We start from the raw sequence: 22,229 nt of genomic DNA, 5'->3' as shown, positions 1-22,229 counted from the left end.
ACGAACAGACTATGAAGTAATAGGAAAAAAAATAATCGTAGGAGCGATTGTTTTTTTGGTTCCGCTAGTAATCTTGGCGGGCGGTTTAGCATTAATTAATCAATTTTTAAAATAAGAAATCATGGCAATAGTTCAAAAAGAAAAACTGACAAGAGATTTGCTTATAAGTCTTTTTATTTATTCACTGCCAGTTTTGGCAATTTTCCTTTATTTTAAATTAAGCAACAATTTGGTGAGCGAATCACATATTTCGCTTCCTGCTTTTTTAGAATTTTCAAAACCTGCTTTTGAGCACATCAGAACTTGGGGATTAACCGTTTTTATGCTCGTTTTGGGCGTTATCGAATTTGCCGCAGGTTTATACGATGACGAATGGACTGGCGAAGAACGTAAAATAGACATCATTTGTTTTCTTGCTCCAAAATTGCTTTTGCCTCCAGTAATTGCTTTTTTCAGCTTGAAAGCGTTGCCATTTTTAATTCCAGATTTGGCTAATTCACTTTCTTGGGTTCCTTTTTGGGGAGGCTTTTTCCTAATCGCAATTGCCGACGATTTGACGCAATATTGGTATCATAGATTGCATCATCAAGTTCCGTTTTTATGGCGTTTTCATAGAACACATCACTCTGCTCCTTACATGGGAATGGCGATGGCTTCTAGACAAAACTTTATTTATACGGTTTTGTTTTCGCAAATTTATTTAACTGCGACTTTGACATATTTAGGTTTAGGATTGCCAGCTTTATTTGTTTTGGTTATTAAAAGTTTCATCACTTTAGGCGCACATTCAAGCATTGCTTGGGACAAACCTTTTTACAAATACAAAGTTTTACATCCAATTGCATGGGTTTTAGAACGCTTGATTTCGACTCCGGCAACACATCATGCGCATCACGCAGATACAAGCGGAGACGGCGTTGGACATTTTAAAGGAAACTTCGGAAATATGTTTTTTATCTGGGACGTAATCTTCGGAACTGGATTAATTACACGCAAATTCCCAGAATCGTACGGAACAAAATCATACAAACAAGAAGAATGGTATGCGCAGTTTTTATGGCCGATATTCAAATCTAAAAAAGAAGGAAGTTCACTTGCAGAAGGCGTTTTAGCTTTTCCATTAAAAGCAAAACCAGTCGTTGTGGAAGAAGTTTCTACGCCGATATTAGAGCAAGTTCAGTCTTAAAAAAGATAAAAACGGATCGTTTGAAATAGAGTAACAGCAATTGCATTTTGTATTGTAATTGCTGTTTTTTCGCAAAACAAAAACCTGATTTTGTTATCTTTAGGTAATTTTTAAGTTAAAGTTTGTCATTTCGATCCCGAGACTTCGGGAGAGAAATCACACTCGCTGATCGACAAAGATTGACGATTATCTCTGCGGAGTTTCTCGTGTGATTTCTCCCTCCGGTCGAAATGACAAACTTACACTCAATACTGAGTCAAAAACAACAAACAACAAACCAAAAACAATAAACTAAAAACAATAAACTAAAAACCATAAACCACTCAAAATATGGCAACCTATAAAAAAATAACCAAGATTGTTTTACCCATTTTAATTGTGCTTTTTATAGTGGCAGTATTTTTATTTTGGCCCATAAATACTGATGGAACCTTAATAAAACCAGATGAAAAATTACTTGAAGGAAAAGCAGCATTTTTAGCACAGAAAGACACTTCAACTTTACAAAAAAAGCCAAATATCATTATTCTGCTTGCTGATGATTTAGGCAAATATGATATTTCATTATACGGAGGAAAAACAACTCCAACACCTCAAATTGATTCTTTGGCCGCTTCGGGAGTTACGTTTACAGATGGTTATGTTTCGGCTTCCATTTGTTCGCCTTCACGCGCAGGATTGCTTACGGGACGCTATCAGGAACGCTTCGGACATGAATATCAGCCGGGAGATCGTTATCCAAAAAATAATTTAGAATATTATGGTTTCAAATATTTGATCAATACTGATGGCTGGCGATTAAACCCGAAAATCAATTATCCAAACGAAGCCTCAATAGCCACGCAAGGTTTGCCACAATCTGAAATCACTTTTGCTGATTTAGCTAAAAAAGAAGGCTACAATACGGCGATTATCGGGAAATGGCATTTGGGTCACAACAAGGGATTTTTTCCTTTGGATCGCGGTTTTGATTATCATTACGGATTTTATCAAGCATTTTCGCTTTATACTCCCGAAGACGATAATCCGGACATTATCAACCATCATCATAAAGATTTTACTGATAAGACAATTTGGGGAAATGGCCGTGTTGGAATTGGTCAAATTCGCAGAGATACAACCATAATTCATGACAAAGCGTATTTAACTGAAACATTTGCTGATGAAGCAGAAGCTTTTATCGACAAGAATAAAAACAAGCCGTTTTTGTTGTATGTTCCATTTAATGCGCCACACACGCCGTTTCAAGTCCGAAGAAAATATTACAACCGTTTCCCGAATGTCAAAGACGAGAACAAACGCGTTTATTATGCCATGATCAGCGCTCTTGATGACGCCATTGGAAGAATTGTAGCCAAAGTAAAAAAAGAAGGTCTTGAAGAAAACACTTTGATCATTTTTGCCAGCGACAACGGTGGCGCCGATTATACTTTTGCAACTACAAATGCGCCATTGAAAGGCGGTAAATTTTCACATTTTGAAGGCGGTATTAATGTTCCATTTGCACTTTCGTGGAAGGGAAAAATCAAACCCCATACCGTTTACAAAACGCCTGTAAGTTCGCTTGATATTTTCAGTACGATTGCATCGGTAACACATTCGGGATTGCCAAAAGATCGTATGTACGATGGCGTTGATTTGATTGATGTTGTCAATAATAACAAAGAAGCCCACAAAAATTTATACTGGCGTTCTGGCGATGCAAAAGCAATTCGAAGCGGAAATTGGAAATTGATTATCAGTGGAAAAACGCATGAAACTTGGCTATATGATTTATCAAAAGACAAATCTGAAACTACCGATTTGGCTGCTAAAAATCCGGAGAAAGTAAAAGAACTTCAAACCGCTTTGCAAAATTGGGAAAAAGGATTGATAAAGCCACTTTGGCCGAATTTGACGTATTATGAATTCGATTTTGGAAAACAAAAATACTTTGTGGATTTGTAATAGTTAGAAATCGCCACGAATCACACGAATTAACACAAATTTTAATTCGGGCAATTTGATGGTTTTACACGAATTTCTACATTTTTAATTTGTGTTAATTCGTGTGATTCGTGGCAAAAAAAATCCCTTACCTCATATTTATTCTATTTAAAAATATCAAAATCAATGAAATACCAAAACATTTTAGAAACCATAGGAAACACGCCTCACATTCGATTAAACAAACTTTTTCCATCGCATGAAGTTTGGATCAAATTAGAAAAAGCAAACCCAGGTTCCAGTATTAAAGACCGAATCGCATTAGCAATGATTGAAGATGCGGAGCAAAAAGGACTTATCAACAAAGAAACTACCATTATTGAACCTTCTTCAGGAAATACTGGGATTGGACTTTCATTGGTTGCAGCCGTAAAAGGCTATAAAGTAATTGTGGTTATGCCCGAATCTATGAGCATCGAACGAAGACGAATTTTGAACGCTTATGGAGCCGAATATGTTTTGACACCAAGAGAAAAAGGAACTTCGGGAGCAGTTGAAAGAGCAAACGAACTGGCTTCGACGATAAAAAACTCTTTTCTGCCTTCTCAATTTACCAATAAAGCAAATGTTGAAATTCATGAAAAAACAACCGCTTTAGAAATTCTCGCCGATTTTCCAGACGGAATCGATTATTTTATTACCGGAGTTGGAACCGGAGGTCATATTACAGGAGTTTCCAAAATATTGAAACAACATTTTCCTAAACTGCAGACTTTTGCTGTTGAACCCGCATTATCGCCTGTTTTGAGTGGCGGAATTCCATCGCCACATCCATTTCAAGGAATTGGAGCCGGTTTTATTCCGGAAGTTTTTAATCGGGAATATGTCGATCAAATTTTGACCGTTGATAAAAATGAAGCCTATAATTTCACCAAAAAAATAGCAAAAGAAGAAGGAATATTTGCCGGAATATCTACCGGAGCCGCACTTGCCGTACTTTCAAGAAAACTGAAAGATATTCCGAAAGATGCTGTAATCCTAACTTTTAATTATGATACCGGAGAAAGATATTTATCCGTAGATGAACTCTTTGATTAAAATTTTATGCGAGCTTAAAAACGTGCATTTTAAAAAATACAGAGATAAATTTCTCTCGAAAAAATAATTACTTTTTTTGATATTTTGAGTAATTATATCCAAAAGCGGCTGTTTTCCTGAACAGCCGCTTTTTTAATTCAATAAAATCAAAAAACAAACATATTGTTTAAAAAACATTCAAAAACACAAATTTTTATCTGTTTTTATGTTAATAAATATTCATTTTTAAACATTTTTAGAAATTGAAATTAAATATTAATCAAATTATGACTTATTTTTTTACAAAATTCCACATTTCAAGCTTTAAATGTTACAAATAATACAAAAATAAGTTATAATGTTATATTTAATGTTAAAAAGAGGTTTATGCTTAACATAAATTTAAGATATTTGAGTTAACTAATTTAAACACAATAAAAAATGAAAATTAATTTAAAGCATTTTTTGTGGCTGCTGGTCGTTTTAAGCGTTCAGATGGCTATGGCTCAAGGAGGGTCGATTTCTGGAACAGTTACTGACAAAAAGGGAGTTCCGATTCCGGGAGTAAATATTGTATTAAAAGGAAGCAATTCAAGTACACAAACTGATTTTGATGGAAATTTTAAAATTCAAGCCAATACTGGTGATATTTTAGTAGCAAGTTATGTCAGTTTTGCAACCATCGAAGTAAAAGCTTCACAAGGCATGACAATACATATGGTTGAAACTCAAAATGAGCTTGAAGCCGTTCTTGTTGTGGGTTATGGTACGCAATCAAAAAAGAATTTAACCGATAATATAGCTCGTGTAACAGCAAAAGATATTCAGCAAATTCCGGTTTCAAACGTGCAGAATGCTTTGGTCGGAAAACTAGCCGGAGTACAAATTACGCAGACAAACGGTAAAGTTGAAGGAGGTATAAACATTCGTGTGCGCGGTGCGGCAAGTATCAGTGCGGGAACACAGCCTTTATACGTATTAGACGGAATTCCGCTTATCAATGACGACGAATCAAGCAATGGCGCACCAACCAACCCATTGCTGACATTAAGCACAAACGAAATCGAGTCAATTGATGTTTTAAAAGATGCTTCATCAGCCGCTATCTACGGAGCGCGTGGTGCAAACGGGGTTGTACTGATCACCACAAAAAAAGGAAAAGAAGGAAAAGGAAATTTCTCTCTTAACTTTTCACAAGGTGTCAGCGAGGCAACTCATAAAAAGAAATGGCTGAATGCAAAACAATATGTAGAATTACTGCAAGAAGCGGGACGAAATGTTGGCGATTTGCAATCTGTAGAAGATGAATTGGATTATCTGTCTCAGGGAACTGACTGGAGAAACGGACAAATTGATACTGACTGGCAAGACATTGCTTTTAGAACTGGTTATACAACTGACGCCGATTTTTCTGTTTCTGGCGGTGACGACAAAACAAAATACTTCTTTTCTGGAGCTTATAACAATACAACCGGAATCATCGACAGCAATGATCTTGAAAAAATAACTGCAAGATCAAATGTTTCACACAAAGTTTCTGACCGATTTACGGCCGGAATGAATATTGGTTTTTCAAGAGCTTTGATTCACAGGGTTCAGGATGACAACTCGTTCTCGACTCCTTTACAATCTGTTGCTCAAGCGCCAATTTCGCAAGCGAGATTAGACGATGGAACACCAAACCCAAATACAGAATATGTCAACTATTTATTGGCAAAAGACAATACTTCTTGGAAAACGATCATGAGAAGAGTTACCGGAAAAATATTCGCCGAACTAAAATTAGCAAAAGGCTTAAAATTCAATTCTGATTTTTCATATGATTTAATGACGCAGACTGAGGATTATTGGCAAGGAAAAAATGCTCCATTTATGGCAACTGACGGAGCTGTTTTTGCAAGTTCGGTAAATACCGAAAACTATGTTTTCAGTAATTATTTTACTTACGATCATACGTTTGCCGAAAAACATGTTTTAAATGTTGTTGCCGGTATGGAATTCAATAAATACAACAGACGTTATCAAGACGTAAACAGTATTTATTTCCCAAATGATGATTTCCACACTATCGATGGAGGTGCCGAAGTAAACGAAGGTCACGGAAACGAAACGGATTATGCTTTTGTTTCTCAGTTCGGAAGATTGAATTATTCTTATGAAGGAAAATATCTTTTCAAAGCAAGTGTTCGTCGCGACGGTTCGTCTCGTTTTGGAAAAAATGAAAGATTCGGAATCTTCCCTGCTTTCTCTGCAGGTTGGGTTATTTCTCAAGAAGAATTCTTAAAAGATAATACCGTTTTAAGCTATTTAAAAATTAAAGGAAGCTGGGGTAAATTAGGAAATGCCGAAATCGGAAACTTCGCATCACGCCAGTTATACAGACCTAATCCGTATAACTTGAAATCAGGACTTACTTTTGATCAAGCTGGAAATAATGACTTGACTTGGGAAAAATCTAGTCAGACTGATTTTGGTTTTGAAGCAGGTTTCTTAAACAAAATCACTTTTGAAGCCGATTATTACCAAAAAGATACTGACGGATTGCTGTTTCAAGTACCATTGCCATTGAGTTCTGGAGCAAGTTATGTGAATAAAAATATCGGTAAAATCAGAAGCAGTGGTTTTGAGTTTACGTTGAACACAAAAAATATTGAGACAGAAAACTTTAAATGGAATACAAGTTTCAACCTGACCACAAATGAATCAAAAGTAAAATCGTTGCCAAACAACAATACCGATGTTATTCTTGATTACGGCATTAACAGAGTTGGTGAAAACATTTCGTCTTTTTACTTAGTGGAATACGCAGGTGTTGATCCTGCAAATGGAGATGCTCTTTTTGTAAAAAACACTGTAAAAGCAGATGGAACGCTTGACAAAAGCACAACAAATGATTACAGTGAAGCAAAAAGAACCATTGCAGGAAATCCATTCCCGACTTTAATGTCTGGTTTGACTAATACAATAACTTACAAAGGATTTGATTTTAGTTTTACTTTTCAAGGAGAATGGGGCGCAAGCATTTATAATTCAGCAGGACAATACATGTCTACTGCTGCAGATTATTTTGACAACCAAACTGCCGATCAGTTGAACCGTTGGCAAAAACCAGGCGATATTACAAATGTGCCACAAGCAAGATTTGAAGGTTCGAATGGAACTCAAGCCTCTACTCGCTACTTAGACAAATCAGATTTTATTCGTTTAAGAAACTTGACTTTTGGATATTCACTGCCAAAAGAAGCGGTTACCAAAATGCAGATGAGCAGTTTGAGAGTTTATTTTACTGCTGTGAACTTGTTAACTTTTACAAATTATACGGGATATGATCCAGAGGCAAGAAGAGATGATTCAAGAGCTAGTGGAGCCGCAATAATTGGAGAAGATTTTTACTCGGCACCGCCAGCTAAAACAATTGCTATTGGAGTAAATATTAATTTTTAAAATGATCAAAATGAAAGCAAATAAATTAATCATACTTATAATTTTTGCAGTCTTTTTTACAAGCTGTGAAAACGAATTAGATTTAGATCCGAAGCAAAGAGAAGACGCAACAGTTACACTAAGTACTGAAAGCGGTGTTACAAATGTTTTGACTGGTACTTATGCGCTTGCTGCAAACGGAAATGCTTATGGCGGCCGAATTATGCTTTATGCTGATTTACTTGGTGTAACAGGTTCTTTGAGCACAACCGATTTAAGATGGCGCGGAACCTATGGCGAACTCAGACAAATGTACATCAAAACAATGCTGTCTGATAATGTGATCATCGAAGGCACTTACTCTAGACTTTACTCCATCATTAATGCGGCAAATACCGTAATCGAAAATATTGACAAAGTGAAAGATCCAGACAGGCAAGCTGTTATGATTGGAGAAGCTAACTTTTTAAAATCATTGGCTTATTTTGACTTGGTTCGATTTTTTGCAAAACCATACGTTGCTGGTCAAGCTAATTCGCAATTAGGGGTTGTAATCCGTCCAAATGCGATTTATGATTTTAACGTGGATCTTTCCAAAGAAAGAAGTACTGTTGATGAAGTTTACAAAGTGATCATTGACGGATTAAATTTGGCTTACGCCAATCTTCCAGCTGAAAATAGTTTTTACGCCGATAAATATTCGGCTAAAGCTTTATTAGCAAGAGTTTATCTGCAACAGCAAAATTATGCTGCTGCCAGAGATGCCGCAAATGATGTTATTGAAAACAGCGGACATTCATTATCTCCAAAATACGCAGACGCATTTAATCACGATAGCGACAAAGTTGAAGATGTTTTCGCAATCCAAATCACAAAACAAACTGGCTTGAACGACTTGGTCACTTTTTATGCTTCTGAAGGAAACGGTGGTCGCGGCGGCGATTTTTCTATTCGAGATGCTTATTTGTCTAAATTCAGCGATCCTGATGACCGAGCAATATTCAATTACGTAAATGAGGATAATGGCCGATTATTGACTTCTAAATTTACAGATCAATATGGCGATGTACCGCTTATTCGTTTGGCCGAAATGTACTTGATTAGAGCAGAAGGTAATTTGCGCGCCGGAACAGCCGTAGGAAATACGCCTCTTGACGATATTAATATCATTCGTTCAAGAGCAAACGCTGACGAACTTGCAGCGGTAACTATCGATGATGTTTTATTGGAGCGCGAGTTAGAATTAGGAATGGAAGGATTCTTGATTCACGACATCCGCAGAACAAAACGTTCGATTGACATCAGCTCTGACGGCGATGGCTCAGATTTGATTCCATACGATGCAAATCGATTGGTTTTCCCTATTCCATTGAAAGAAACAGATGCCAACAAAAAAATAACTCAAAATCCCGGCTACGGAAGCTAAAACAGAAATCTTTATAAAACAAAAAACCATTCGTTGATTCGAATGGTTTTTTTGTCCCCAAAAAAAAAAAATATAAAAAAAATAGAAAGGTAAATTCTGTACTAAAATTATATTACGCTTCGACTGGTACTTTTTTCTTTAATTCTTGTGCAATAGTTAACGTAATTGGATCTAAATGACCCGAGTAAAAAGTATCTAACAATTCCTGAAATATTGGATTTGCATTTGCTACCTGAACAAAAAGGCTTAAAGAAGAGCGCAATTTACGAGCGTCTAATTCACCAAGAATCGATTCAATAGATTTGGTTTTGTATTTAAGCAAAAGTTGTGCAATTTCAATTAAATGTTTTGCTAAAACGGGATGATTCAAATACGCTTCCGCTTCTTCTAGATCGGCAATTGCATAATAATTTGCAATATTGCTTTTTCCTAATCCTTTTATCTGCGGAAAAATAAACCACATCCAATGCGTTTCTTTTTTTCCTTTTTTCAATTCCGAATAAGCCGCTAGATAAAGCTTGTTTTGTGCATCTAGAAAACGTGTCAAATCAGTATTATTATAAGCCATAAAAGGTAAATTTTATAAAGGTTCAACAAAAAGCTGCTGTTCATAATAGTATTCCAAAACTACTCATGAAGTTGTTTCTTTTATTTATATAATTTTTTATAATTCGTTATATAATTCCTATTACTTTAAAAAAAAACAGCTGTGAAAATCACAGCTGTTTTTATAATAACGCTTTTTGTATGCTTATAACTTAAATTCGTTAAGTGATTTCTCAATAATTTCAAGACATTCTTGAATTTGCGCTTCTGTCATAACTAATGGCGGCGCCAGTCTGATTTTGTTGCCGTGAGTTGGTTTTGCCAATAATCCGTTGTCTCTAAATTTAAGGCAGATTTCCCAAGCCAAATCAGAATCTTCATCTGTATTGATTACGATCGCGTTTAAAAGTCCTTTTCCGCGAACTAACGTAATCAAATTGTTTTTCTCGGCAATTTTATTTAATCCATCTCTTAAAATAATTCCTAAACGTTCGGCATTTTCCGCTAGTTTTTCATCTTTTATTACTTCCAAAGCCGCAATTGCAACGGCTGCCGCAACAGGATTTCCTCCAAAAGTAGAACCGTGTTGTCCTGGTTTGATCACATTCATAATCTCATTATTTGCCAAAACCGCCGAAACTGGATAAACACCACCAGAAATTGCTTTTCCTAAAATCAGAACATCTGGTTGCACATTTTCATGATGAACTGCTAATAATTTCCCAGTACGTGCAATTCCGGTTTGAACTTCATCGGCAATAAATAAAACATTATGTTTCTCGCACAATGCTTTGGCTTTCGCCAAATAACCTTCTGACGGAACATAAACTCCAGCTTCTCCCTGAATTGGTTCAACTAAAAATCCTGCAATATTTTTTGAAGAATCTAAAGCTTTTTCAAGAGCTTTAAGATTATCGTATTCAATTTTTATAAATCCGTCAGTAAACGGACCAAAGTTTTTGCGCGCCGTTTCATCATTAGAGAATGAAATAATTGTAGTGGTTCTTCCGTGAAAATTATTCTCGCAAACAATCACTTGCGCCTGATTTTCTGGAATGCCTTTTACTTCATACGCCCATTTTCGGCATATTTTTAATGCTGTTTCAACGGCTTCAGCACCCGTATTCATTGGCAAAACTTTATCAAAACCAAAATAATTGGTTACATATTCTTCGTAATTTCCCAATTTATCGTTGTAAAAAGCACGCGAAGTCAACGTCAGTTTTTGTGCCTGATCAACCATTGCTTTTACAATTTTTGGATGACAATGTCCTTGATTTACTGCTGAATAAGCCGATAAAAAATCATAATATTTTTTTCCGTCAACATCCCAAACATATACACCTTCTCCTTTTTCTAAAACCACAGGAAGCGGATGATAATTGTGAGCTCCGTATTTATTCTCTTTTTCAATCAAAATTTCAGATTTTGATGAAAGTATATTTTCTATATGTATCATAGTAAGTTATTTTTTCAAATACAAAAATATCAAAAAACAACAAATACACCATAAATAAATTAAAATTAAACTAACTAATCTTTTAAAAAAGTCAAATTTTATTTTTATAAGCAATAAAAAATAAATAATGCAAAATCCCATTCTTGATTCTGTTCCCTTTTATTGAAAAAAATAATTACTTTTATAAATCAAAAAAGAAGAAAATAAACAATGGACATAATAGACGAATTCGATATTAAAATACTAAAAGAACTGGAAAAAGACGGAAGAATTGCTTTTTCTACTATTGCAGCCAATTTAAAAATTTCAAACACTATGGTGCATCAGCGTATTAATCGAATGATCGAACAAGGTGTTATTGGCGGTATAAAACCCATCATTCAAGAAAAAAATATCGGTTATGACTGGGCATCTTTTACAGGAATTACACTTAATAAAGATTCTGATTCTGACCGAATTATCGAGGAAATGAAAAAAATTCCCGAAATAACCGAATGCTATTATGTTACGGGTTCGTTTACGCTTTACATCAAAATTGTAGCAAAGAATCACGAACACATGCGAAAAATTCTTTACGAAAAAATCGATAATATCCCAGGAATTGCAAAAACCGATTCTATAATCGAATTAGGTTGTGCTTTTAAGAGAAACATTACATTGTAATTCCTTACAATTAGCTGAATCCTTTCTTTTTTATGAAAAAAAAATCCGCTTATTTTCGTCTGCTTTCTTTATTTCTTTTGCTTTTAATTACAGGTTTTTCGCAAGCACAAAACGCTAAGGGAAAATTATTTATAATTGGCGGAGGCAATCGTTCTGATGATTTAATGAAACAGGTTTTGGCTGTAGCCGAATTAGGAAAAAAAGATTACATAGTGGTTTTGCCAATGTCGAGCGAAGAACCAGACAGCTCGTATATTTTCTTTAAAACACAAATGGTAAAATTGACGCAAAACCCCATTGTAATGCTGAATTTCAACAAAGAAACAGCACAAAATAAAAAACTGACAGATTCAGTTCAAAAAGCAAAACTGATTTTCATCAGCGGAGGCGATCAAAGTCGGTTTATGAACGTGGTTCAAAATACACCAATCAAAACAGCGATTCAAAAAGCATATGAAAACGGAAGCACAATTTCTGGAACCAGCGCCGGCGCAGCTGTAATGTCTGAAAAAATGATTACCGGAAATCAGAAATTAGAAAAAGAATATTCGGGAACTTTTGATAATATTAGATACGACAATTTAGAAACTTCAGAAGGTTTGGGTTTATTGAAAACCGCAGTTATCGATCAGCATTTTTTAAAGAGAAATCGCTACAATCGCCTGCTTTCAGCCTTAGTTGAATTTCCAGATTTAACCGGCATTGGAATTGATGAAGCCACCGCAATTATTGTTCGAAATAACGAAATTGAAGTCGCCGGAGAAAGTGAAGTTATTGTGGTACGAAAACCAAAAGGAATCAAAAAATCAAACAAAAACAATCTCATTTCTATCGAAAATCTACAAATGAGCATTTATACTGCCGGTCAAAAATTTAATATAAAATAATAATGTATTCTTATTCTAAAATCATAAAATCAGTTTTTTTCATTTGTCTGAGTTTTCAACTTTCGGCACAAAAAATCAGTCCAAAAAAAATTGAACGCTTAGAAAAATCAGCTAAACAAGTCACTATAATTCGTGATAATTGGGGAATTCCGCATGTTTATGGCAAAACTGATGCCGATGCCGTTTTTGGATTACTATATGCGCAATGTGAAGACGATTTTAAGAGAATCGAAATGAATTATATTGAAAAATTAGGCCGTCTTTCAGAAATAAAAGGACAATCGGTTTTATATAATGATTTAGAAATTAAACTTTTAATTGATACAGATGAAGCAAAAGCTGATTATAAAAAAGCACCTGAATGGCTTAAAAAACTTCTAAACAGTTATGCAGACGCAATTAATTTTTATTTATACAAACATCCTGAAGTAAAACCGGCTCTTTTAACGCATTTTGAACCGTGGTTTCCTTTGCTGTGGACAGACGGAAGTATTGGCGCGATTAGCACTGCAGATCTTTCTACAGCCGAATTAAAAGCTTTTTATTCTGGAAATAATGATAAAGTGGCGTATGTCGAAAGAGAAAAATATGTGCAGACGGGTTCAAACGGATTTGCATTTGCTCCCTCAAAAACCGCCGACGGAAATGCTATTTTATACATCAATCCGCACACGACTTTTTATTTTAGACCCGAAGTTCAAATTACAAGCGAAGAAGGTTTGAACGTTTACGGCGCTGTAACTTGGGGACAATTTTTTATTTACCAAGGTTTTAATGAAAACTGTGGTTGGATGCATACTTCATCAAATGTTGATGTTGCCGATATGTACGCCGAAAAAATCATCGATAAAAAAGGTAAATTGTTTTATGAATTTGATGGCAAATTTCTCCCAATAATCGAAAAAGAAATCACAATCAATTATACCGAAAATGGAAAATTGGTTCCGAAAAAGTTCAAGACCTATTTTACGAACAATGGTCCAATTATGGCAAAACGCGATGGAAAATGGATCAGCTTAAAATCAAACAACAGATCAATGACCAGTTTGATTCAGAGTTGGGTTCGAACAAAATCTAAAAACTTCGACGACTATAAAAAAGCAATGGACTTAAAAGCTAATACGTCAAATAATACCGTTTATGCTGATAGTAAAGGAAATATTGCGTACTGGCACGGAAATTTTATTCCAATTAGAGATAAAAATTTGAATTGGGCAAAAGTAGTTGACGGATCGATTTCAGCAACACGATGGAAAGGCTTGCATAATGTTGACGAAACCGTTCACGTTTACAATCCGGTAAATGGCTGGCTTCAAAACTGCAACTCCACTCCTTTCTCGGTTGCTGGAGAAAACAGTCCGAAAAAAGAAAACTACGTTCCGTATATGGCGCCAGACGGTGAAAATTTTAGAGCAATAAATGCCGTTAGAATTTTTAGCAAAGGCGAAAAATATACTTTAGACAAAGTAATTGCCGATGGTTATGACTCTAAATTATCGATTTTCGAAATCTTGATTCCGACTTTAGTGAATATCTTCGAAAAAAACATAAATCCAGAATCGGCAGAATATGCTTCATTAAAAGAACCTATTTCAATTCTAAAAAATTGGGATTATTATGCAAAGGAAAATTCAGTAGCAACCACATTAGCCGTTGAATGGGCTTATAAATTAGATCCGATTATTTTAAAAGCATATGTTGATGAAGGGGAATTAGATCAAGTTGAAAACACTAAGAAATTTGCAAAAAATGCAACCGTATCGCAAATGATTCCGCAGTTGCAAACGGTTTTAAAAGAATTAGAATCAAAATTTGGAAAATGGCAAATTGCTTGGGGTGAAATCAACCGTTATCAGCGTTCAAGCGGTGCGATCGACTTAAAATACGACGATTCAAAACCAAGTTTGCCAATTGGCTACGGCCCAGGTTCTTGGGGAAGTCTGCCATCTTTTAAAAGCAACTACCAAAATGGCACTAAAAAACGCTACGGTTATAACGGAAACAGTTTTATCTGCGCAGTTGAGTTTGGTCCTAAAATCAAGGCAAAATCATTATTAGCCGGCGGAAACAGCGGTGACGAAAATTCAAAACATTTTACAGATCAAGCCGAAATGTACCAAAAAGGACAATTTAAAGACGTTTTATTCTACAAAGAAGACGTCATGAAAAATGCCGAAAAAACATATCATCCCGGCGAATAATTCTGACACTAAAAATGATTATAAGCAAACCTTGGAAGAACTTTCTTTCGAGGTTTTTTTATAAGAGAATATTTCTGATATTTGTTTAAAATTGTAAATCGATGAAAAAATCAGCCCTTATTATTTTCGCTACTATATTGTTTTCTAACACTATAAGCGCACAATTGAAACCTGTAAAATATGCCGACGGAAATCAGGCATTAAATGGTTTATCTATAAAACCTGCTAAAAAAAGCAGTCAAAATCCTGGTATTTTACTTCTTCCGGCTTGGCTTGGAATTGATAATGCTTCAAAAGGAATTGCAGAAGATTTATCAAAACTTGGTTATCATGTTTTCATAGCTGATATTTATGGAGAAGGTAATTATCCAAAAAACACTTCAGAAGCAGGAAAACAAGCAGGCTTTTACAAAACTAATTACGAAGCGTATCAAAAAAGAATCAACGCTGCATTACAGGAATTAATTAAATCTGGCGCAAATACTGATAATATAGTTGTTATTGGTTATTGTTTTGGCGGAACTGGAGTTCTTGAAGCTGCACGCGGTCACTTAAACGTAAAAGGAGTTGCGTCGTTTCACGGTGGTCTAGGAAAAGATGCTTCAAGACCTGCAACACCAATCACTGCAAAAGTTTTGATTTGCCACGGAGCCGATGATCCATTTGTTTCTAAAGAAGAAGTTGCTGCTTTCCAACAGGAAATGCGTGACTCAAAAGCCGATTGGCAAATGATTTATTATGCAGATTCAGTTCACTCTTTCACCAATCCAGAAGCAGGAAGCGATAACTCTAAAGGAGCAGCTTATAATCCTGTTGCTGCCAAAAGAGCTTTTGCTCATTTACAGCTTTTCTTAAATGAAGTTTTGAAAAAATAATATTCTGTAGATCGCTTACGGATGACGCTGATTTAACCAGATTTACACGAATTCTAAAAAATTAATTCGCGCTAATTCGTGCAACTCGTGGCAAAAAAACCAGTGCAAACCCGTTTAAATCTGTGCCATCCGTGGGCAAAAAAAAATGTAACTAAAAACCAAATCAAACCCAACAAAATCAACCAATGTCACATAGTCCAATTAGAAAAGATAAAACCTGTTTGAACTGCAGACATGTTGTCGAACAGAAGTTTTGTCCAAATTGCGGTCAGGAAAATACAGACACCCGAAAAACATTTCATCATTTGTTTATTCACTTTTTTGAAGACTTGACGCATTATGAAAATGCTTTCTGGAAAACCATTAAAAATCTGCTTCTAAAACCGGCGACTTTAACCAAAGAATATCTTTCGGGAAAAAGATTATCCTATTTAGCACCGGTACGTCTTTATATTTTTATCAGTTTTGTTACTTTTCTTTTAATTGCATTATTCCCAAATAAGGTAACTGAAAATCTTACGAAAAATGATAAGGAAATCACATCCAATTTCGAAAATGCAAATACTAAAGACAAAGAAGGCTGGAAAGAAAAGTCATATCTTAAGTCGAAAACATTAGATAAATCCTATTTTCAGTTGAAAACAATGAAGGAAATCGACTCCATTCAAAAATACGGGAAAGAAGACGAAAAGCTTTCTGATTTTGAATATTGGATTTATGAAAAAGCGACACACGTTACTGAAAACAATACCAAGAAAGAAATTATAGAAAAATTCATTGAATCGTTTATTCATAACATTCCGAAAATTCTATTTATTATAATGCCATTTTTTGCTTTTTTCTTATGGATTTTCCATGGCAAAAAAAGATGGTATTACTTTGATCACGGAATTTTCACTCTGCATTATTTCTCCTTCTTGCTCTTGATTTTTCTCGTTTTATTCATCGTAAATAAAATAGGCGGATTATTTGGAGAAAAGGGCGCTGCAGACGCAATCGTGAATATCATAAATTTTGTCGGAATAGTCTGGATGTGTTACTATTTTTATCCGGCGCATCATCGTTTTTATGGCGAAAGCCGATTTGTTTCATTTGTTAAAAGTGTATTTCTCTTTATTATAAATTCGCTTTTTATTCTATTTTTACTGATATTTTATGTTCTATACATATTCATTAATTTACACTAACACTCAAATGAAAAAAATTGTAATTCTATTACTAATTGCTTCGGCGTTTTCATGTAAAAACACGCAGTCTGCTTCTCCAAAAGACAACTCAGACCCAACGAAATACATGAATTCGATCACGGCAAAAGACTTGAAAAAAATGCTTTATGTTGTTGCTTCCGATGAAATGGAAGGCCGTGAAACTGGTTCGAAAGGGCAGAAAAAAGCCGGACTTTATATGATCGAGCAATACAAACAAAATAAAATCTCGTTCCCAAAAGGAGCAACTGATTACTACCAACATATTCCGGCATCATTTTTAAATGCAAGACGCAACGAAAATCTGCCAGATTCAGAGAATATCTGGGCGTATATTGAAGGTTCTGAAAAACCAGATGAAGTTTTGGTAATTTCTGCGCACTACGACCACGTTGGAATTAAAAATGGCGACATCTACAACGGTGCCGATGATGACGGATCTGGAACTGTAGCAGTTATGGAAATCGCTAAAGCATTTGCTAAAGCCAAAAAAGAAGGACACGGACCAAAACGTTCTATTTTATTCCTTCACGTTACAGGTGAAGAGCATGGTTTGCATGGATCTCGTTATTACTCTGAAAATCCGTTATTTCCTATCGCAAATACAATCACTGATATCAATATTGATATGATTGGTCGTCGTGATGTTGAGCATGCCAATACTAATAATTATGTATATGTAATTGGTGCTGACAGATTATCAAGTGAATTGCATAATACAGTTGTCACTCAAAATAATAAATACATCAAAATGGATTTGGATTTCAAATTCAACGATCCAAAAGATCCAAATCATTTTTACGAGCGTTCTGACCACTATAACTTTGCAAAACATGGTATTCCTGCTGTTTTCTTCTTCAACGGAGTTCACGAAGATTACCACCAAAAAGGCGATGAACCTCAAAAAATCGAATACGATGCTTTAGCAAAAAGAGCACAATTGGCTTTTGTTGTTGCTTGGGATTTAGCAAATAGAGAAAACAGACCGGTAGTGGATAAAAAATAGGTTCCTTTTTAGGTGCAAAGGTTCAAAGTAACAAAGGTTCAAAGGTTTCTTTGAAATCATAAAGATTTTATACCAAGATCAAAACAAAAAAGGATGAGTTTTAATAAACTCATCCTTTTTTTATATTATAGATTCACAGCGAAAAACCCCTGAACCTTTGTTACTTTGAGCCTTTGAACCTTTCCTTAGTCATTCATAGAAATCAAAAACTCTTCGTTGTTTCTTGTTTTCTTGAAACGGTCGTTTACAAAATCCATAGATTCAACTGGATTCATATCTGAAAGATATTTACGCATGATCCACATCCTTTGTAATGTTTTCTCGTCTAACAATAAATCGTCGCGACGAGTACTTGATGACGTAAGATCGATAGCTGGGAAAATACGTTTGTTCGCAATTTTACGATCCAATTGAAGTTCCATGTTTCCAGTTCCTTTGAATTCCTCAAAGATAACCTCATCCATTTTAGAACCAGTTTCGGTCAATGCAGTTGCGATAATACTTAATGAACCACCGTTTTCAACATTTCTAGCCGCTCCGAAGAAACGCTTTGGTTTCTGCAATGCATTTGCATCAACACCACCACTTAATACTTTTCCAGAAGCCGGCTGTACCGTATTGTAAGCTCTCGCTAAACGTGTAATTGAGTCTAACAGAATCACAACATCATGTCCACATTCTACTAAACGTTTTGCTTTTTCAAGAACAATATTTGCAATTTTTACGTGTTCTTGTGGTTCTCTGTCAAAAGTTGAAGCAATAACTTCACCACGAACACTTCTTTGCATATCTGTAACCTCTTCAGGGCGCTCATCAATCAAAAGAACAATCAAATAAACTTCAGGATGATTTGCAGCAATTGCGTTTGCTATATCCTTAAGCAACATCGTTTTACCTGTTTTAGGCTGTGCAACGATCATACCACGCTGACCTTTTCCTATTGGAGAAAACAAATCGATAATACGCGTTGAGATAGAACTGCCTTTTTCTGCTAATTTGAATTTTTCAGATGGGAAAACAGGTGTCAAGTGTTCAAAAGAAACTCTATCGCGAACAACCTGCGGATCGTGTCCATTAATTTTAAGTACACGAACTAAAGGGAAAAATTTCTCGCCTTCTTTTGGAGGACGAACCACTCCTTTTACAGTATCTCCGGTCTTAAGACCAAATAATCTGATTTGTGAAGTTGATAAATAAATATCATCTGGAGAGGCTAAATAATTATAATCTGATGAACGTAAGAATCCGTAACCGTCTGGCATCATCTCAAGAACACCTTCACTTTCAATAATTCCGTCAAATTCAAAATCTGAATCTCTGAAATTATTATTCTTTTTATTTTTATGATTCGGATTTTGATTTCCGTTATTCCCATTTCCATTACCGTTTTGATTTCCATTTTGGTTTGGATTCTGATTCGGATTTTGGTTTGGGTTTTGATTTTTATTCTGATTCGGATTTATCTTTTTTGTCTGAGGAGCTGTTTCCGTTTTTTCTGCTACTGGAGCCTGAATTTCAGTACCTTCTTCAGCAATCACTTCTTTTACTGCTTCTTTTTCCTTTTGAAGTGCAACCTTTTTTTCGTAAGCCGATTTATTAAACTTTACGATTTTTGGTTCTCTTTTTTCTGCAACAGGATTCTCAGCACTTTCCTCAACTTTTGGCGCTTGATTTTTTGGTGCCTGAATTTTTGGTTTTACCGTATTTTCCTTTTTTTCTGGAATTGCTTCCTCGGCTTTATCAAATTCTAAAACTGGAGCATTTTTTGAAGCAGCTGTTTTTTTTGCTGGAACAATTCTAGCTCTTTTGGGTTTGTCTTCTGCTATTTCCTTTTCGGCCACAGCAGGAGCCGGCGGCGCTGCAGTCGCTTCTTGATGTGCTAAAATCTGACCAATTAGAGCGTCTTTTTTAACACCATTAAACTTTATTGTTTTAGCTAACTTAGCTATTTCTTGAAGCTCAGAAAGCTTCATTTCTTTTAATGCAGAAATATCAAACATGAATGTTCTATGAATTTAATTATTTTAAAGGAAAAACAGTAAAAAGAATAGGTAGATAAATAATTTCAATTGACCGCAGTATGAAGTGCTTACGGTATTATGATGCAATAATACGAATAAAATTTAATCATACAATAGTATTTATAAAAAAGAAAATATATTTTTGTAAAACAATTTCAAGTTATGTTACAACGAATTCAAACCGTTTATTTAATTCTTACCTTTGTAATAACAGGGGTATTAATGTTTTTTATACCATTGTGGTCATTAAATAACGGCAAAGCTTTTTACTTTATGCAGGATCAAGTGTACACTGTATTATTAGGATTAAGCACAATGCTGACGATCATCAGCATTATATCATACAAAAAGAGACAAAATCAGTTTGTAATGAACAGACTGAACATAATATTAAATTTAATTTTATTAGGATTATTTGTTTACCGATCACTAAATTTATCTGGAGAGACTGTTAACGCTGTTTCTGAGAAAGGTATTGGGATGTTTCTTCCAATTGTTGCTATCGTGTTATTAGTTTTAGCTAATAAGGCCATCAAAAAGGACGAAGATCTTGTAAAATCTGTAGATCGTTTGAGATAAACCTATAAACTTAATTTTTTGTGCGAAGAGAACCCGAATATTTATTCGGGTTTTTTTGTGTCTTATCTTACCACAAATTAGCCTTATAATGCCTACCTGAAAAATGGTTTTGACCGTAAATTTGTTTTTTACGAAAAAAATACCATGCCTCTAAAAATAAAGATTCACCTTGCAGATGATCATCAAGTACTGATTGACGGCTTAACCAACTTGCTACAGACGGTTATTGATTTTGAAGTTGTCGGCAGTTCTCTGGATGGAAATAGCGTCTATGATGATGTAATTCAAGACAATGCCGAAATTTTAATATTGGATATCAGCATGCCTGAAAAAGACGGAATCAAAGTATTGCAGGAATTTAATACCAAAAAAAGTTCGTGCAAAGTAATTGTCCTTTCTAGTTATGACGATTTAAAAATCATTAAAGAAGTCATGAAACTAAACGCCAAAGGCTATTTGACAAAAAAATGTGCAGGCGAAAATATTATCGATGCAATCCATGCTGTACATCAAGGTCAAGAATATTTTTGCGATGCAGTTCGAGAAAAAATATTCAACAGCTTTACACACAACAATCCAAAATTAAATAAAAACGCTTATAGCGAAAATCATATTTTAAGTTCACGTGAAATTGAAATAATCACCTTAATATCACTTGAATATAGCGGAAAAGAAATCAGCGAGCAGCTTTTCATCAGCACAAACACTGTTGAAACGCATCGCAAAAATATCATGAAAAAACTTCAGACAAAAAACACAATCGGTTTGGTTAAATATGCATTAAAAAACAATTTAATCAACCCGTAATCTTCACTTTGTCTGAATTACTTCCAATTATGCGCATCTTTAGATTTTTATTTTTGCTCCTTTTTATTGTCTCATCAGACGAAAGTCTTCTGTTTAGCCAGCAAAAAGAAAACATAAAAGAAATCATTGAGCAATCCGAAGAAAAAACAAACATTACCGAACTGCATACACTAGAACAGTTTAAAAACAAAAAAGTCCTAAGTTTAATTATTGTTCTTCTAATAATCTTATTTTTTCTATTCTATTTTTTTTATCAGAATAACAAATTAAAACAAAAAATAAGACGAAAAGACGTCAAGCAGAAAATCCTTTTAAATGTAATCAACTCAGGTATTGACAGCCAAGAAATTGAACGAAAAAAAATTGCTTCCTTCCTTCATGACAATGTAAATTCACTATTATCATCTGCAGGTCTTCATTTAAATACTTTTACTTCTCAAAACAAAATACAATCAGACGAAATAAAAAAAACGAAGGCTATTTTAACAGAAGTACATGACCTTTTGCGCGACATCTCACACGATTTGGTTCCGAGTCTTTTGGTTCGGTTTGGTTTGATTTATGCTTTAGAAGATTTATGCGAACGCAACACAAACAGTGTTTTAGATTTTCAATTCTCAAGTTCGATTTCTACAGATAAAAGATATTCAGAAAAATTTGAAATGAAGATTTATTTTATTGTCTCGGAGCTTTTTAACAACATCATAAAACACAGTAAAGCGAAGAGCGCCAAAATTAGCTTGAAAGAAAATGACAACACATTTATCATTAAAATTAATGACGACGGAATCGGGTTTAATGCTAAAAAATCAAGCGAAACAGAAGGTTTTGGGTTAAACCGAATAAGAGCCCGAGTTAAAAAATTCAAAGGATCTTTTGAAATTAATTCAAAGATTAATAAAGGCACGACAATAAAAATAAGAATTCCGTTGCCGCATTAAC

At 34.8% G+C, this 22,229-nt stretch carries 17 protein-coding genes; 14 read left to right on the top strand and 3 right to left on the bottom strand.

Translation table 11 applies throughout. From position 1 onward, the window contains the following. The first annotated feature begins 121 nt into the window (after window positions 1-121). From FND99_RS10240 to FND99_RS10220, 5 genes are all read left to right on the top strand, one after another. Window positions 122-1,186 carry a sterol desaturase family protein gene (locus FND99_RS10240; RefSeq protein WP_144337894.1) on the top strand — a complete coding sequence of 355 codons (1,065 nt, stop codon included), beginning with the start codon at window positions 122-124 and terminating at the stop codon, window positions 1,184-1,186. Between the two features lie 330 nt (window positions 1,187-1,516). Further along, window positions 1,517-3,133, top strand: coding sequence for a sulfatase-like hydrolase/transferase (locus FND99_RS10235; RefSeq protein ID WP_144337893.1), 1,617 nt, complete (start codon window positions 1,517-1,519; stop codon window positions 3,131-3,133). A 165-nt stretch (window positions 3,134-3,298) separates the two neighbouring features. Continuing rightward, window positions 3,299-4,210, top strand: coding sequence for a cysteine synthase A (gene cysK, locus FND99_RS10230; protein WP_144337892.1), 912 nt, complete (start codon window positions 3,299-3,301; stop codon window positions 4,208-4,210). 420 nt (window positions 4,211-4,630) lie between these two features. Further along, complete coding sequence (locus FND99_RS10225; protein ID WP_144337891.1) at window positions 4,631-7,633, top strand: SusC/RagA family TonB-linked outer membrane protein; 3,003 nt, start codon at window positions 4,631-4,633, stop codon at window positions 7,631-7,633. Window positions 7,634-7,643: 10 nt separating this feature from the next. Continuing rightward, window positions 7,644-9,038, top strand: coding sequence for a RagB/SusD family nutrient uptake outer membrane protein (locus tag FND99_RS10220; RefSeq protein WP_144337890.1), 1,395 nt, complete (start codon window positions 7,644-7,646; stop codon window positions 9,036-9,038). Window positions 9,039-9,150: 112 nt separating this feature from the next. On the opposite strand, the gene FND99_RS10215 is transcribed toward FND99_RS10220, so the two are convergent. Together FND99_RS10215 and rocD are read right to left on the bottom strand one after the other, a co-directional pair. Next, the gene (locus FND99_RS10215) at window positions 9,151-9,606 is read right to left on the bottom strand and encodes a DUF1810 domain-containing protein (RefSeq protein WP_144337889.1); all 456 of its coding nucleotides are present in this window, start codon (window positions 9,604-9,606) and stop codon (window positions 9,151-9,153) included. Window positions 9,607-9,789: 183 nt separating this feature from the next. After that, window positions 9,790-11,043, bottom strand: coding sequence for an ornithine--oxo-acid transaminase (rocD, locus tag FND99_RS10210; RefSeq protein ID WP_144337888.1), 1,254 nt, complete (start codon window positions 11,041-11,043; stop codon window positions 9,790-9,792). 210 nt (window positions 11,044-11,253) lie between these two features. On the opposite strand from rocD, the gene FND99_RS10205 reads away from it, so the two are divergent. The 6 genes from FND99_RS10205 (at window position 11,254) to FND99_RS10180 (ending at window position 17,880) form a co-directional block, all read left to right on the top strand. Continuing rightward, a complete protein-coding gene (locus tag FND99_RS10205) occupies window positions 11,254-11,706 on the top strand; it encodes an Lrp/AsnC family transcriptional regulator (protein WP_144337887.1) in 453 nt (150 codons plus the stop codon). Between the two features lie 32 nt (window positions 11,707-11,738). Continuing rightward, window positions 11,739-12,593 carry a cyanophycinase gene (locus FND99_RS10200; RefSeq protein WP_144337886.1) on the top strand — a complete coding sequence of 285 codons (855 nt, stop codon included), beginning with the start codon at window positions 11,739-11,741 and terminating at the stop codon, window positions 12,591-12,593. Between the two features lie 2 nt (window positions 12,594-12,595). After that, a complete protein-coding gene (locus FND99_RS10195; RefSeq protein WP_144337885.1) occupies window positions 12,596-14,794 on the top strand; it encodes a penicillin acylase family protein in 2,199 nt (732 codons plus the stop codon). 101 nt (window positions 14,795-14,895) lie between these two features. After that, entirely contained in the window at window positions 14,896-15,669 is a 774-nt protein-coding gene (locus FND99_RS10190; RefSeq protein WP_144337884.1) for a dienelactone hydrolase family protein, read from the top strand. 185 nt (window positions 15,670-15,854) lie between these two features. Continuing rightward, complete coding sequence (locus FND99_RS10185; protein ID WP_144337883.1) at window positions 15,855-16,856, top strand: DUF3667 domain-containing protein; 1,002 nt, start codon at window positions 15,855-15,857, stop codon at window positions 16,854-16,856. Window positions 16,857-16,863: 7 nt separating this feature from the next. Continuing rightward, entirely contained in the window at window positions 16,864-17,880 is a 1,017-nt protein-coding gene (locus FND99_RS10180; protein ID WP_144337882.1) for a M28 family peptidase, read from the top strand. A 185-nt stretch (window positions 17,881-18,065) separates the two neighbouring features. Here FND99_RS10180 and rho read toward each other — a convergent pair whose 3' ends face one another. After that, window positions 18,066-19,880, bottom strand: a complete 1,815-nt coding sequence (rho, locus tag FND99_RS10175; RefSeq protein ID WP_144337881.1) for a transcription termination factor Rho — start codon at window positions 19,878-19,880, stop codon at window positions 18,066-18,068. A gap of 183 nt (window positions 19,881-20,063) precedes the next feature. Between rho and FND99_RS10170 the strand changes: the two genes are divergently transcribed. From FND99_RS10170 to FND99_RS10160, 3 genes are all read left to right on the top strand, one after another. Then, on the top strand, window positions 20,064-20,480 hold the full coding sequence (locus tag FND99_RS10170) for a DUF4293 domain-containing protein (protein WP_144337880.1): 417 nt from the start codon (window positions 20,064-20,066) through the stop codon (window positions 20,478-20,480). Between the two features lie 144 nt (window positions 20,481-20,624). Continuing rightward, entirely contained in the window at window positions 20,625-21,287 is a 663-nt protein-coding gene (locus FND99_RS10165; protein WP_144337879.1) for a response regulator, read from the top strand. 29 nt (window positions 21,288-21,316) lie between these two features. Further along, window positions 21,317-22,228: a sensor histidine kinase gene (locus FND99_RS10160; RefSeq protein WP_144337878.1), complete on the top strand. Its 912-nt coding sequence runs from the start codon at window positions 21,317-21,319 to the stop codon at window positions 22,226-22,228. Window position 22,229: the final 1 nt, after the last annotated feature.

It is taken from the genome of Flavobacterium daemonense, from assembly GCF_007341385.1.
Taxonomy (GTDB): domain Bacteria; phylum Bacteroidota; class Bacteroidia; order Flavobacteriales; family Flavobacteriaceae; genus Flavobacterium; species Flavobacterium daemonense.
This window is presented reverse-complemented; position numbering and strand designations above follow the sequence as displayed.

What these genes read in the sequence shown, in the direction of transcription:
- FND99_RS10240 (WP_144337894.1), top strand. Translation starts at nt 122, where the DNA reads ATGGCAATAGTTCAAAAAGAAAAACTGACAAGAGATTTGCTTATAAGT.
- FND99_RS10235 (WP_144337893.1), top strand. Translation starts at nt 1,517, where the DNA reads ATGGCAACCTATAAAAAAATAACCAAGATTGTTTTACCCATTTTAATT.
- cysK (WP_144337892.1), top strand. Translation starts at nt 3,299, where the DNA reads ATGAAATACCAAAACATTTTAGAAACCATAGGAAACACGCCTCACATT.
- FND99_RS10225 (WP_144337891.1), top strand. Translation starts at nt 4,631, where the DNA reads ATGAAAATTAATTTAAAGCATTTTTTGTGGCTGCTGGTCGTTTTAAGC.
- FND99_RS10220 (WP_144337890.1), top strand. Translation starts at nt 7,644, where the DNA reads ATGAAAGCAAATAAATTAATCATACTTATAATTTTTGCAGTCTTTTTT.
- FND99_RS10215 (WP_144337889.1), bottom strand. Translation starts at nt 9,606, where the DNA reads ATGGCTTATAATAATACTGATTTGACACGTTTTCTAGATGCACAAAAC.
- rocD (WP_144337888.1), bottom strand. Translation starts at nt 11,043, where the DNA reads ATGATACATATAGAAAATATACTTTCATCAAAATCTGAAATTTTGATT.
- FND99_RS10205 (WP_144337887.1), top strand. Translation starts at nt 11,254, where the DNA reads ATGGACATAATAGACGAATTCGATATTAAAATACTAAAAGAACTGGAA.
- FND99_RS10200 (WP_144337886.1), top strand. Translation starts at nt 11,739, where the DNA reads ATGAAAAAAAAATCCGCTTATTTTCGTCTGCTTTCTTTATTTCTTTTG.
- FND99_RS10195 (WP_144337885.1), top strand. Translation starts at nt 12,596, where the DNA reads ATGTATTCTTATTCTAAAATCATAAAATCAGTTTTTTTCATTTGTCTG.
- FND99_RS10190 (WP_144337884.1), top strand. Translation starts at nt 14,896, where the DNA reads ATGAAAAAATCAGCCCTTATTATTTTCGCTACTATATTGTTTTCTAAC.
- FND99_RS10185 (WP_144337883.1), top strand. Translation starts at nt 15,855, where the DNA reads ATGTCACATAGTCCAATTAGAAAAGATAAAACCTGTTTGAACTGCAGA.
- FND99_RS10180 (WP_144337882.1), top strand. Translation starts at nt 16,864, where the DNA reads ATGAAAAAAATTGTAATTCTATTACTAATTGCTTCGGCGTTTTCATGT.
- rho (WP_144337881.1), bottom strand. Translation starts at nt 19,880, where the DNA reads ATGTTTGATATTTCTGCATTAAAAGAAATGAAGCTTTCTGAGCTTCAA.
- FND99_RS10170 (WP_144337880.1), top strand. Translation starts at nt 20,064, where the DNA reads ATGTTACAACGAATTCAAACCGTTTATTTAATTCTTACCTTTGTAATA.
- FND99_RS10165 (WP_144337879.1), top strand. Translation starts at nt 20,625, where the DNA reads ATGCCTCTAAAAATAAAGATTCACCTTGCAGATGATCATCAAGTACTG.
- FND99_RS10160 (WP_144337878.1), top strand. Translation starts at nt 21,317, where the DNA reads ATGCGCATCTTTAGATTTTTATTTTTGCTCCTTTTTATTGTCTCATCA.